The organism is uncultured Tateyamaria sp. (assembly GCF_947503385.1).
In the GTDB taxonomy this organism is placed as follows: Bacteria; Pseudomonadota; Alphaproteobacteria; order Rhodobacterales; family Rhodobacteraceae; genus Tateyamaria.
Map to the genome: position 1 here is coordinate 789,529 of NZ_CANNDO010000002.1, position 13,894 is coordinate 803,422.

9 protein-coding genes are annotated in these 13,894 nt (G+C 62.4%); 6 read left to right on the top strand and 3 right to left on the bottom strand.

The window, feature by feature from the left end:
- Position 1: 1 nt before the first annotated feature.
- Positions 2-1,351, bottom strand: coding sequence for a TolC family protein (locus Q1A85_RS10070; protein WP_299688006.1), 1,350 nt, complete (start codon positions 1,349-1,351; stop codon positions 2-4).
- Between the two features lie 135 nt (positions 1,352-1,486).
- On the bottom strand, positions 1,487-4,654 hold the full coding sequence (locus Q1A85_RS10075) for an Ig-like domain-containing protein (protein ID WP_299688008.1): 3,168 nt from the start codon (positions 4,652-4,654) through the stop codon (positions 1,487-1,489).
- A 227-nt stretch (positions 4,655-4,881) separates the two neighbouring features.
- On the opposite strand from Q1A85_RS10075, the gene Q1A85_RS10080 reads away from it, so the two are divergent.
- From Q1A85_RS10080 to Q1A85_RS10105, 6 genes are all read left to right on the top strand, one after another.
- Positions 4,882-5,976 carry a DUF4147 domain-containing protein gene (locus Q1A85_RS10080; RefSeq protein ID WP_299688011.1) on the top strand — a complete coding sequence of 365 codons (1,095 nt, stop codon included), beginning with the start codon at positions 4,882-4,884 and terminating at the stop codon, positions 5,974-5,976.
- Positions 5,977-6,083: 107 nt separating this feature from the next.
- Positions 6,084-8,036: a CocE/NonD family hydrolase gene (locus Q1A85_RS10085; protein ID WP_299688014.1), complete on the top strand. Its 1,953-nt coding sequence runs from the start codon at positions 6,084-6,086 to the stop codon at positions 8,034-8,036.
- 123 nt (positions 8,037-8,159) lie between these two features.
- The gene (locus tag Q1A85_RS10090) at positions 8,160-9,752 is read left to right on the top strand and encodes an ABC transporter substrate-binding protein (protein WP_299688017.1); all 1,593 of its coding nucleotides are present in this window, start codon (positions 8,160-8,162) and stop codon (positions 9,750-9,752) included.
- A 126-nt stretch (positions 9,753-9,878) separates the two neighbouring features.
- Positions 9,879-10,835: an ABC transporter permease gene (locus tag Q1A85_RS10095; RefSeq protein WP_299688020.1), complete on the top strand. Its 957-nt coding sequence runs from the start codon at positions 9,879-9,881 to the stop codon at positions 10,833-10,835.
- Positions 10,836-10,845: 10 nt separating this feature from the next.
- Positions 10,846-11,664 (top strand): ABC transporter permease, encoded by an 819-nt coding sequence (locus Q1A85_RS10100; protein WP_299688023.1) that lies wholly within the window; start codon positions 10,846-10,848, stop codon positions 11,662-11,664.
- Positions 11,665-11,737: 73 nt separating this feature from the next.
- On the top strand, positions 11,738-13,372 hold the full coding sequence (locus Q1A85_RS10105; RefSeq protein ID WP_299688026.1) for an ABC transporter ATP-binding protein: 1,635 nt from the start codon (positions 11,738-11,740) through the stop codon (positions 13,370-13,372).
- Between the two features lie 24 nt (positions 13,373-13,396).
- Here the strand turns inward: Q1A85_RS10105 and Q1A85_RS10110 are convergent, their stop codons facing one another.
- Positions 13,397-13,873, bottom strand: a complete 477-nt coding sequence (locus Q1A85_RS10110; RefSeq protein WP_299688029.1) for a hypothetical protein — start codon at positions 13,871-13,873, stop codon at positions 13,397-13,399.
- Between the last annotated feature and the right edge of the window lie 21 nt (positions 13,874-13,894).

Sequence of the window (13,894 nt, forward strand, 5' to 3'; positions counted from 1 at the left end):
GTCAAATCTGGTCTCCGTCCGCCAACACGCCTTGCACGCGCGCCAGTTCGATCTGCAAGCGCAGAGCTTCGTATTTCAGGGCCAGTTCCGCCTCTTGTCGTGCCGCAAAAGTCTCGTAGACGCCGACGACGTCCATGACTTGACGCTGGCCGCCCTGATATTGCGCCTGAAACAGGTCGAGGTTGGTCTTGGCCCCTGCGGTGAGAGTGCGCGCCTCGCCTGCTTGCCGTGCAGCGGCGGCCACGTCGCCTTCGAGGCGGCGCAGGGCGCGGTTTGCATCTTCGTTGGCCTGAGCCACCTGACGGCCTGCGGCCTCTTGTGCGGCCTCAATGGCGCGCAGCCGGGCGGGTGTGCCAAGGCCAAGGCCCGGACCACCCACCGTGATCCCTGCCCCGCCGTTTTCACCGATGGTCGCCTGCGCGCCCACACCGGGCAATTGGCTGGCGCGGTCGATGCGGGCCTGTGCGATGCTGCGGCTTTTCTCCGCTTCGGCACGGATGACGGAGAGCGGTTGTGCTTCGGTGCCGCGCACGGCGAGGGTTTGCAGCCCGCGCACATCGTCAAGCGGCGCGATGGCCATGGCGTTCAGTTCGGCCAGCGCGGTTGCCTCGGCCTCTTGTGCTGCGGCGGCAGCGGCACGGATTTCGGACAGCTTGGCGCGGATGACGTTGAGGTCGGACATGTCGGACACACCGCCCTTGACCCGTTCCCCCATAACCCATTCGAAATGCGCCATTTCGTCCAGTGTGGTGCGGTGCAGGCCAGCGGCCTCACGCGCTTGCGCTGCATCAAGATAAAGGCCCAATGCCGTGGCCACCCGATCATTGGTGTCCTCGGCCAAGGCCACGGCGGCAACTTCGACGTCCGCCTTGGCAAAGGCACGCTCGCCTTTCTTGCGGCCATTGTCGAACAGCACGGCGTCCACGACAATCTGGCTGATCAGATCCCCAAGCGAATTCAACGAGATGCTGGGGCCGATCGTGGGCAGCCAATTCTTAGAGGCCGCCGCAGCGCGCAGCCGGGCGGCTCGCAATTCCGTTTCGGCGGCACGGGCATTGGCGGCCAGCACTGCGGTGCTCACACGGTCATAGGCACTGCCTGATGGCAGCACCGACTGGCGCGCCAGCAGGTTCTGCAACACGATGCTTTCGGCGTTCAATGTCTGGTCGTGTTTGGTGGGCGTCTGCCGAAGGGCCGCCACCTGTGTGCCGTCGGCCTTTGGCGCGACGCTCGCATCCATGCCCGCGCTCAGCTTGGCCACGACCGGATTGTCGGTCAGCGCCTCGTCACACCCTGCCTGAAGGGTCAGTGCGGCGCACAGTGCCGCTGCCTTGATACTACCTTGCCCCATAGCGTCCCCGTTTCGGGTTGTCTTTTTTGAGGTGGGCGCGGTTGCGGTGTCCGGTCCGCGCCTCTTGTCTTGCTGGAAAGCTCGATATTGTTTTTATTGGTCTTGCCCAGTGAAAATTCGTTTTTGATCAGCCTGTTAGACGACACCTGTGTTCACGTTGATCTCGTCATCAAGGATCACCGTGCCGCTACCGAGGCTGTAGACATCATAGGTCTGACCCTCGAGGGAGGTGGTGCCCGTGCGGGTGGCCCCCGCGATGGTCACGGTGTCGTCGCTGCCGCCATGCACCACAAGCGCGTCGGAATTGTCCGACAAGGCGACAAGCTGTGCCTCGGTGATGGTCAGGTTGGCTTCTTCGGCGAATTGCAGGTCCACCTGTTCGATCTGGTAGTTGCCCAATGCGGGGCTGCCCAGCGATATGGTCGAGCCTGCGCTTTCATCGTCAAAGGCGACATAGGTGCCGGTGCTGTTGCCTGCCGCATCGGTCGACGTCACCACCAGATCGGAGCCATCGGGCACGTTCTGATTGAACCGGAATTCGGTTTCGCCAAAGGCGTTGTTGGCCTGAACCGCCGCCACATCCGTGATCGCGCCGCTGTCGCTGACCTGCGCCACGGCGAGGTCGCCGTCGCTGAGTTCGGTCGAGATGCCGCGGATACCATCGCCGTCGCGGGTAAAGCTGGCGATGACAGGACCATCGGGGGCCTCGGTGTCGATTTGCAGCATATCGGTGATGGTTTCGGTGTTGCCGACGGCATCTGTGGCCATCACGACCACTTCGGCCGCATAGGTTCCGCCCGGAATGGCCGATGGCGGTATCTCAAGCGACCAGTTGCCCGCTGCATCCACCACTGCCGCCAGAACTGTGCCGTTGAAGTCGACCATGACGGTCGATCCTGCCTCCACCTGACCACCGAGGTTGATGCCGTCACGCGCCTCGGGGCCGCTGATGATATCGTCAGCGGTCACTTGGTCCTGAATGTCGAGCTGGTTGACCAGCGTATCGACACGCACCGTGTCGGACACGCTGGCGACGTTGCCCGCAAGATCCGTGGCTGTCACGTTCACAGCGGCGGTGTATTCACCCGTCGGAATCTGTGATGCGGCAAACGGTGCCGTCCAGTTCCCGTTCACGTCGACGATGGCCTGCACCGTCTGGCCGCCAAGGCTGACCATCACGGTCGAGCCGGGTTCGGTCGTGCCAGTCAGTACAACGCCGTCGGCCCGTTCGGCTTCGTTGATGATATTGTCACCTTCGATCACGTCCGCCGCAACCGACAGGTTGTCGACATTGGTGTCGACCTGCACCGTATCCTGCGCTGTTGCGGTGTTTCCCGCGGCGTCGGTGGTTGTTGCGGTGATCTGCGCCTCGTAGGTGCCGGGGGCGACCTCGCTCGCGGCAAAGAAGGCCTGCCAGACGCCCGCCTGATTGGCCACAGCCTGATGGGTCACACCCTGCATCGTCACGCTGACAAGCGCGCCGGGGTCGGCGTTGCCCGACAGCAGCACGCCGTCGCTGGCCTCGGCCCCGTTGATCACGTCGTCGGTCTCGATCGGACCTGCGATGGTCAGCACGCTGGCTTCTGTGTCCACGTTTACGGCCTGCGTCGTGGAGGAGATGTTGCCCGCCGCATCCGTGGCCGTCGCGGTCATCTGTGCTGTATATGTGCCGGTCGGAATCTGGTCGCTGGACAGGTTTGCCGTCCATGTGCCGTCGGCTGCGACAACCGCATTCACCGTCGCCCCGCCAAGCGTCACAATAACGCTCGAGCCCGGTTCGACCATGCCGGAGACAACCATGCCGTTGGTGTGTTCAGCGGCGTTGATCACGCCGTCGCTACCCCCGGATGTGGATGTAATGCCAAGGCTGTTGACCAGCGTGTCGACTTGGACCGTGCCGGTCGCGGTCGAGCTGTTGCCGTTGGCGTCGGTTGCCACGGCCGTCACTGTCGCCTCATATTCGCCCGACGGGATCGCGGAAGCCGCGAAATTGGCCGTCCAGTTGCCGTTTGCATCGACCGTCGCGGATTGCGTCGTGGTGCCAAACGTCACTTCAACCGTCGATCCGGGCTGTGCCGTTCCGGTCAGGACCACACCATCGCTGGCCTCATCCGCGTTGATGATGCCGTCACCCTCAACAGTGGATGTCTCAATCGAGACATTCGCAACCGTATCGACAACCAACGTGTCCGTGATCGTAGTGGAGTTGCCAAAGCTGTCCGTGGCCACGATGGTCACGCCTGCCTCATATTCGCCCTCGGCCAACGTGCCAGCCTGCCACGTTGCCTGCCATGTGCCTGCGTCACTGACCGTCACGGTGCGCGTCACATCACCAATGGTGATTTCCAGCGTTGCACCAGCCTCGCCGGTGCCTTCGAGCGTGACGCCGCCAGCGATTTCTTCGCCGTTGACCACGTGGTTGACGCTTTGTGTGCCAGCGGTGATCGCAACGTCGGGTGCGGTCGTGTCAATCACAAATCCGGGGCCGTCCAGCGTCGTGGTGTCGCCTGTTGTCACATGGGTTACAACCACTGACGTCTCAAGCGTGCCGTCCTCCGGAAAATCGTCACCCACAAACGTCACCGACCACGTGCCGTCATCGGCAATTGTGGTGTCCAGCACGGATGTGCCTGCGGTCACTTCGACCGTGTCGCCGGGTTCGCCCGTGCCGGTCACGGTAAATGTATGGGTTGTGGTGTCGTCGCCGCCGATATCGGTGGAGGTGTCCGCGTCATCGACCGTTGGTGTCGCAGGACCGGTGCCGCCGCCCCCGCCACCGCCGCCATCATCGTCGCCCACGATGACCGCCGTCCCGACCACCGCGGCCCCGGCTGCGCCAAGACCCAGCAGGTTTGCACCGCCCAGTACGGCGGCTCCGAGCATCGACACTTCTTCGTCAGCGGCAGCACCCGCATGGGCCACTTCGGTGCGCCCGAGATAGATCAGATCATCCGACGGGCTCCACTTGCCCCACTGTTCGGTTGGTCCGAACTGCGCAAACAGCTCTCCATCCGTCGTTTCGACAAACCCGACTTCGTTCAGAAAACCGTCTGCCGACACGAAGAGCCGGTTCGTTTCGCCCACATCGTTGAAATAGTTTTCCAGCGTGATGGTGCGCCCATCCACCAGCGTCAGGATCAGGTCATCGCCGACCCGCTGCTGGCTCGCCATATCCGTCTGCCGGAGATTAAAGGAGACTTCCTGACCACTTGTCAGGGCGACAGACGTGTTGCCGTCCGCCGGAACCTCACCACGTTGCAAAGCGCCCGCATTATCGCGGACGACGAAATCAATCGCCTTCATGACACCACCACTCTTGCCTCTGAGCGGCTTACCCAACCGCCCCTTTCAGTATTACGCGCCGCCGGCTTGTTCGCCGTGCTGACCATTCTTATGCGTAGAGTGATACGCGAATCGCGAATCAAGGGCTAGAGTCTTTTTTGCGGAGAGTCACAATTTCCTGAGTTTAGGGGCAGGTCTTGTGGCTATTTCGACTCAGGTTTGGCCAAACAACGCACAGGCAGCAGCATATGAAACCAGATCTTCTGACTTTGTGGCAAGCGGGCGTGGACGCCGTTCGGGGCGATGTCGCAGTGCGCGCGGCTTTGGACAGTATGGCCATTCCTGCGCCCGACAGGATCATTGCCGTCGGCAAGGCCGCGGTCGCGATGGCCCGGCCTGCCTGTGATCACTGGCCCGATTGCCCGACACTGATCGTCACGAAGTACAACCATGTGGATGACGCCCCGGCGCAGGCGACTGTCATGGAAGCCGCCCATCCGGTGCCCGATGCTGCATCACTGGCAGCGGGGGCTGCGGTGCAGGAAGCGGTTGCAGGGTGCGGGCCAGAGGCACATCTGCTGCTGCTTGTGTCCGGCGGGGCCTCATCGCTGTGCGAAGCGTTGCCCGGTGGCGTGACACTGGACATGTTGCAGATGCAAACGCAGGCGCAACTGGCCTCAGGTGCGACCATCGCGGAAATGAATGCGCGCCGCCGCACCCTGTCGCTGATCAAGGGCGGCAAGCTGTTGGCCGGATTTGCCGGGACCCGCGTGACCACGTTGGCCCTGTCGGATGTCGAAGGTGACAGTATTAACGTCATCGGCTCCGGCATTGGCGCTGTTCCGGCCGAGGCCCCATTCGAAACCGTATCCCGGATCGTGGCCAGCAATGCCATTGCGCGCACCGCTATTGCCGCAAACAGCCCTTGGTCTGTCGTCGTCAATGACGAAACCCTCTATGACAACGTATTGGCACTTGCGCCTGCCCTTGGACAGACGCTGCGAGAGGGCGCGCCCGGTCTATATATCTTTGGTGGAGAGCCGGTTGTGACCCTGCCAGACACACCGGGGCGGGGGGGGCGCAACATGGCACTTGGCCTCGCACTGGCCCGCGAAATCGCCGGGGTGTCAAATCTACGAATTCTCGTGGCAGGCACCGACGGCTCCGACGGCCCGACCGATGCCGCAGGCGCGCTGGTTGACGGAGGCACGTGGGACGAAACGGGCCACGCCGCACTGGACGCCGCCAATGCCTACCCGTGGCTTGCCGCACGTGGCGCATTGGTCAAGACCGGCCCCACGGGCACCAATGTCATGGACATCGCCATCGCCCTCAAATCCTGACCCCCCTGCCTTCTTCTCTTTGACAAATACTCCGGGGGGCCCGCAGGGCGGGGGCAGCGCCCCCTCCGACGCTTGACAGGCTGCGCCACCGCTGGTCCGGTGCGCCCATGCAAAACACATTGCGCAAGACCGAAGAACACGCCGATATCGGCATCCCGCTGTCGGACGGTACGCGCCTGTCTGCGCGCCTGTGGAAGCCGGTGGATGCCACGGACGACCCCGTGCCGCTGATCCTCGAATACCTGCCCTACCGCAAGCGCGACGGCACGTGCGCGCGTGATGCGCTGACCCATCCCTATTTTGCCCAACGTGGCTATGCCTGTCTGCGGGTCGATATGCGTGGCAACGGCGACAGCCAAGGGATCATGGAAGACGAATACACCCAGCAAGAGCTTGACGATGCGGTGGAGGTCATTCACTGGGCCGCCGCACAGGATTGGTGCACGGGCGCAGTTGGCATGATGGGGATCAGTTGGGGCGGGTTCAACGGCCTACAGGTCGCGGCAATGGCCCCGAAGCCGCTCAAGGCTGTGATCACACTATGCTCGACCGTGGACCGCTTTGCGGACGACATTCACTTCAAGGGTGGCTGTCTGCTCAATGAAAACCTTGGGTGGGGCGCCACAATGTGGAGCTATTCGTCCCGCGCGCCCGATCCGGCCTTGCGCGACGACTGGCGCGCAATGTGGCTTGAGCGGCTGGAGGCAGAGCCCTTTTTGCCCAGCACATGGCTGCGCCATCAACGCCGTGACGCCTATTGGCAACACGGCTCCGTCTGCGAGGATTACGCCGCGATACAGGCCAAGGTGCTTGCCGTGGGCGGCTGGGGCGATGCCTACAAGAACGCAGTCCCGCAAATCGTCGAAAACATCCCCGGCGCCAAAGGCATTCTTGGGCCGTGGGTGCACAAATACCCCCATTTTGCCGTACCCGAACCGCGCATCGGTTTTTTGCAGGAGGCCCTGCGATGGTGGGACCGCTGGCTCAAAGACGTGGGCAACGGGGCCGAGGATGATCCAGACCTGCGGACCTACCTGATGGACGGCGTGCGCCCCGCCACATGGTACACGGACCGTCCTGGACGTTGGTTGGCCGACGCACAGAGCGACACGCGCCACTGGTATCTCAGCGACACCGGGCTGACCCCTGAACCCGGCACGGTGCTGCGCACCGTAACCTCGCCACAGGACACAGGTGCCGATGCGGGCGAATACTGTGCGATCTGGCTTGGCCCGGAACTGCCGGGTGACCAGCGGCGTGATGACGCGCTCAGCGCCACATTCGACACAGCACCGCTGACCGAGGCGCTGCAGATCACTGGCGCGCCCACGATCCATCTGACGCTCAGCGCGGACAGGCCCGTTGCGCATATCGCGGTGCGCCTGAACCATGTGCACCCGGACGGCGCCAGCACCCGGATCACCTACGGCGTGCTGAACCTCGCGGCCCATCTGGGCCGCCCCCTGATCCCCGGCCAACGCAAAGAGATTGCCCTCGCGCTTGATCACATCGCCTACGCAGTGCCCGCCGGGCACCGGCTGCGCGTGGCTGTTTCGACCAGCTACTGGCCCCTGATCTGGCCTGCGCCAGAGGCCGGCATGGTGACAGTGCACGCAGGATCACTGGCCGTAGCCGCCTTGCGCGACGCAGGCGGCTGGACCTTCCCGCCCCCGGACGCAGCCGCGCCATGGCAGACAGAGGCGTTGCGCCCCGAACGTCACACCCGCCACCGGTCCGAAGATATGGTCACGGGCATCACCTCGCTGATCATCGAAGACGATTTTGGCAAGCTGCGCGATCTGGACCACGGCCTGATCACCGGATCGGTGGCGCGTGAACGCTGGGACATCCATCCCGACGACCCGCTCAGCGCACGCGGAAGCTGCCACTGGACGGACGAACTGGAGCGGGATGGCATCGCCCTGCGCACCGAGGCAACCTGCGCCATGCACAGCGATGCCACGCATTTCCACCTTGTCGCGCGGATCGAGGCCTATGAAAACGGCGTTCAAATCTATGCCCGCGATGTGACCGACACCATTCCTCGCGATCTGCTTTAGGCGTCACCATCCTGTCACCTGATGGCATTAACCCTTGCGGGCCGGGGTCAAATCCTTACCCTTGCCCACGGGAACCAAGGCCGTCCACAAACGAGGCGGCCAAAGATCAACCGGGAGAAATCAATGTCGAAACAACTCGAAACCCTGTCCGCACGCGTTGTGGCCGGGACCATGTCGCGTCGCGAATTCATGAGCCGCGCGGCAGCCCTTGGCGTGTCCGCCGCCGTGGCCAGCACATTCCTCGCGCAACCTGCCAAGGCAGCCCCCGTTGCGGGCGGCACCTTCAAAATGGGTGTGCAGGGTGGCGAATCCACCAACAGCCAAGACCCTGCCACATGGGCCTCCGATGTGCCCTTGGCCGGTGGCTTTCTCTGGGGTGAACCGCTTGTGGAACTGAACGCGGACGGCAGCCTGAAGGGCCTGATCGCGGAAAGCTGGGAAGCCTCCGCCGATGCGACCGTCTGGCGTTTCAAGATCCGCAGCGGAGTCAACTTCTCCAATGGCGCGGCCGTGACAGCCGACGACGTGATGAAAACAATGGAGCGCCACTCGAACGAGGAATCGAAATCTGGTGCGCTTGGCATTGTTCAGGGTATCGAGAGTATGCGCACCGATGGTGACGTGTTCGAGGTCACACTGGGTGTGGGCAATGCAGACCTGCCCTATCTGATGGCCGACTACCATCTGATTATCCAGCCCGGCGGCGGCTTTGACGATCCCGCCGCAGCCATCGGCACCGGCCCCTACACACTGGAAACGGACGAGCCGGGCGTGCGCATGACCTTTGCCCGCAAGGCAGACTACTGGGGCGGCGACCAGACCGAAGTCGCACATTACGACGCCGTCGAAATCATCGTGCTGAACGACGCAACCGCCCGGACTGCGGCGCTGCAATCGGGTCAGGTCGATGCGATCAACCGGGTCGAACCCAAAATTGCCAAGCTCCTCGACCGGGCCCCCACGATCAACGTGCTGTCAACCCAAGGCCGCGGCCACTACGTGTTCATCATGCACACCGACACCGCACCGTTTGACGAAAACGAACTGCGTCTGGCGCTGAAACATGCGCTCAACCGCGAGGAAATGGTCGAAAAGATCCTTCAGGGCTATGGCTCCGTCGGGAACGACATGCCGATCAACGCGGCTTACCCGCTGTTTGACGAGACCATTCCGCAGCGCGAGTTCGATCTGGAAAAGGCCGCCGAGCACTACAAGAAATCCGGCCACGATGGTTCGCCCATCATCCTGCGCACGGCCGACGGCGCATTTCCCGGTGCTGTCGATGCGGCGGCCCTGTTCCAACAGTCCTGCCAGGCGGCAGGCATCCCGCTGGAGATCAAACGCGAGCCGAACGACGGCTACTGGTCCGAAGTGTGGAACGTGCAGCCCTTCTGCTGTTCCTACTGGGGCGGTCGTCCGGTGCAGGACCAGATGTACACCACGGCCTATCTGTCCACGGCAGACTGGAACGACACGCGCTGGAAACGGCCCGAATTCGACGCCATGCTGCTTGAGGCTCGCGCCGAAATCGACGAAGCCAAGCGTAAAGAGATCTACTCCAAAATGGGCCGCATGATGAACGAAGAGGGCGGCGTCATGGTGCCTATGTTCAACGACTTCGTCGATGCCGTCTCTGCTTCGGTTCAGGGCTGGGAGGCGAACCCGAACGGCCCACAGATGTACTGGAAGACGGGCAAGTACACCTGGAAAGCCTAAGGCACATCACACACCGCGCCCCGAACTCCTTGGGGCGCGGTTTTTCATTATGATCTTCGTACATCATAAATCTTCCATCACCGGACGCTGCGTGCCCTTGTGCGCGGCGCGGGCCTGAGCGCTGATATGCATCCGATTTTGAAATTGACACTGCAACGACTGGGCCTTGGGGTTTTGTTGCTGTTCGCCGCCTCGGCGCTGATTTTTGGCCTGACCGAGATCCTGCCCGGTGACGCGGCACAGGCCATCCTCGGACAGGCCGCCACGCCCGAAAGTCTCGCCAACCTGCGTGAGGAGATGGGGCTGAACCGCCCCGCCCTGACCCGTTACGTCGAATGGCTGGGCGGCATCCTAACCGGCGATCTGGGCAATGCGCTCACCAACAAGCTGCCGATTGCCGATCAGATCGCCAAACGGATGAGTGCCACGCTGTTTCTGGCCTTCTGGGCCGCCATCATATCCGTCCCGCTTGCCATTCTGCTGGGGCTGGTCGCTGTGCGCTACCAGAACCGCTGGCCGGACAAGCTGATCTCTGGGATCACCCTTGCATCCATCTCCCTGCCGGAGTTCATGATCGCCTATATTTTGGTGTTCTTCTTTGCGGTGCAGCTTTTTTGGGCACCGTCCTTTGCTTCGATTTCTCCGGGTATGAGCCTGCTGGAACAACTCCATGCCATCTCGTTGCCCGTGGCCGTTCTGACGCTTGTGGTGCTTGCGCATATGATGCGCATGACCCGTGCTGCCATCCTGAATGTGATGCAGTCGGCCTATATCGAAACAGCCGAACTCAAGGGGCTGACCACCTTTACCGTGATCTACCGCCACGCCTTTCCAAACGCCATCGCGCCCATTGTGAACGTGGTGATGATCAATCTCGCATATCTGGTTGTGGGTGTCGTCGTGGTCGAGGTCGTGTTCGCCTATCCCGGCATGGGACAATACCTGGTGGATGCCGTGGTCAAACGCGACGTGCCCGTGGTGCTGGCCTGCGGCGTGATCTTTGCCGCTGTCTACATCATCCTGAACATCGTGGCCGACGTGGTGTCGATCCTCGCCAATCCTCGCCTCCGCCATCCGAAATAGCGACAGAGATATGCTCAAAAACATCCCCCTCTCCGCTGCCATCGGCCTGATCATCACCGGCACATATTTCCTCGCGGCCATTTGCGCGTCCTGGATCGCGCCCTATGGCATGGCCGAAACTGTGGGCGACGTCTGGGAGCCATCCTCCAGCCAGTTCTGGCTCGGCACCGACCAGATCGGGCGTGACCTGCTGACCCGGATGATCTTTGGGGGTCAGACAACCATCTTCATCGCCACTGCCGCCACGATCCTCAGCTTTACCACCGGATCCGTTCTGGGCTTTCTTGCCGCCGTTTCGGGCGGATGGATCGACCAGTTGATGAGCCGACTTGTCGATCTGTTCATGTCGATCCCGTCTCTGATCCTGGCGCTCGTCATCCTGTCCAGCATCGAGGCCACGGTGCTTACTCTGATCGTGATCATGGGCCTCTTGGACTCGACCCGCGTCTACCGTCTGGCGCGCGCCGTTGCTGTGGACATCAGCGTCATGGATTTCGTAGAGGCCGCCCGCCTGCGCGGCGAAAAAATAGGCTGGATCATCTTCCGGGAAATCTTGCCCAACGCCCTGTCGCCGCTTGTGGCCGAGATGGGGCTGCGCTTCATCTTCATGGTGCTCTTCATCTCGACACTGTCCTTCCTTGGCATCGGCGTCCAGCCGCCGCTCGCCGATTGGGGCGGCATCGTGAAGGAGAACAAGGAAGGGATCAATTTCGGCATCGGGGCCGCCCTGTACCCGGCGGTGGCAATTGCCACGCTCGCGATCAGTGTGAACCTCGTCGCGGACTGGATTCTCAACCGCACCACGTCGCTCAAAGGAGGGCGCGGATGATGCACGTAACCTGCTTCTTCTCTTTCCAAATACTCCGGGGGTCCGGGGGCAGCGCCCCCGGGGATATCCAACCATGACCGAACCGCTGCTCAAGGTGCGTGGCCTCAAGATCGGTGCCACCGTCTATCCACCCGGTGAAAAACCGCATGATATCGAAATTGTGCACGGCGTCGATTTCGACGTCGATCCGGGCAAGGTACTGGGCCTCATCGGCGAATCCGGTGCGGGCAAATCCACCATCGGGCTCGCCAGCATGGCCTATGGGCGCGGCGGCGTCACGCTCACAGGCGGCACGGTCGAGGTAAATGGCCGTGACGTCCGCAAGGCAGCGCTGAGGGACATTCGCCGGCTGCGCGGGGCAGAGGTCACTTATGTCTCACAATCTGCCGCAGCATCTTTCAACCCGGCCAAACAGATCATGGAACAGGTGATCGAGGCCGCAGTGGGGCAAGGCAAATTCTCCAAGGCAGACGCACAGAAACGCGCGGTCGAGCTGTTCAAGAAGCTGGGCCTGCCCGATCCCGAGACCATCGGCAACCGTTATCCGCATCAGGTGTCGGGCGGACAGCTTCAGCGCTGCATGACCGCGCTGGCACTGTGCCCTGAACCGGATCTCGTTGTCTTCGATGAACCGACAACCGCGCTCGACGTGACCACGCAGATCGACGTGCTCAAGGCGATCAAGGATGCGATCCGCGACACTGGCGTCGCGGCGCTCTATATCACCCACGATCTCGCCGTTGTGGCGCAGGTCTCGGACCACATCATGGTGCTGCGCCATGGCGAGATGGTGGAATACGGCACCACCGATCAGATCATCAACGCCCCGCTCGAGGAATACACCCAAGCGCTCGTGTCCGTCCGTTCCATCCGGCACGAGGAAAAGCAGCCCACCGAACCGGTGCTTCGGGTTGAAAACATCACCGCCCGCTACAAAGGCACGCATTTCGACGTTCTGCATAATGTCAGCGTCGATGTCAGCCCCGGCCAGACCCTCGCTGTGGTTGGCGAAAGCGGGTCGGGCAAATCCACACTGGCCCGTGTGATCACCGGGCTTTTGCCACCGCGCGACGGCACCATTACCTTTGCCGGACGCACCCTGACCCCGGATCAACCCGCGCGCAGCCGCGAGGATTTGCGCGAGTTGCAGATGATCTACCAGATGGCCGACACGGCCATGAACCCGCGCCAGACCGTGGGCACGATCATTGGCCGCCCACTGGAGTTCTACTTTGGCCTCAAGGGGGCCGAGAAACAAAAACGCATTCAGGAATTGCTGGACGAGATCGAATTGGGCACCGGTTTTCAAGACCGCTATCCGGCAGAACTGTCGGGCGGACAAAAACAGCGCGTGTGCATCGCCCGCGCATTGGCCGCCAAGCCCAAGCTGATCATCTGTGACGAAGTCACCTCGGCCCTCGACCCACTGGTGGCGGACGGCATCCTCAAACTGCTGCTGGAGCTGCAAAAGGTCGAAGATGTCGCTTATCTTTTCATCACGCACGACCTTGCCACGGTCAAAGCCATCGCTGACAGCATCGCCGTGATGTATCAGGGCCGGGTTCAGCGATATGGCACAAAATCCGAGGTACTCAGCCCCCCCTTTGACGATTACACCGACCTGTTGCTGAGTTCCGTGCCCGAGATGAAGCTGGGCTGGCTCGAGGATGTGATCGCCAACCGCAAGATGGAAAGTGCTGGCAACTAACGGCCCGTCGCGCCCGCCGGGCCGTCAGACCTGTGCCGCTTTGTGGGCGGCAAAGACCTCCGCCAGATGCGGACTGTCATGCAGTCCGCGCACGGTGCGTTTCAGATCACCTGCCCCGTCAAACAGCAGCAGCGTTACATGCGGAACATTAAAGCGGCGTGCGAACGCCGCACCTTCCGGCGTCTTGATGTCCGCAACCAGATAGGTCAGCCCGCAATCGTCGAAGTCTCGCAGCGCACGGCGCGTCTGTTTCTGCAACGCCGTGCAGGTGGGACATTGCGGATCGTGCACCTGCACGATGGCTGGCGCGCCCTGCCCCACGCGGCTCAGGTCATGCTCTGCCGCATAGGTGCGAAATGAGGACAGACCCCATATCCCGCCGCCCAAGACAAGGGTCGATGCGACCGCACCGCCACCCAACACGGCCCTGCGTGACACTGCGGCTTTGGGTGTCACACTTGCCTGTGCGACGGAACGGGTACGCTTTCTGGATTTGGGCATGGCGGGTCCTCGGGCCGTGAC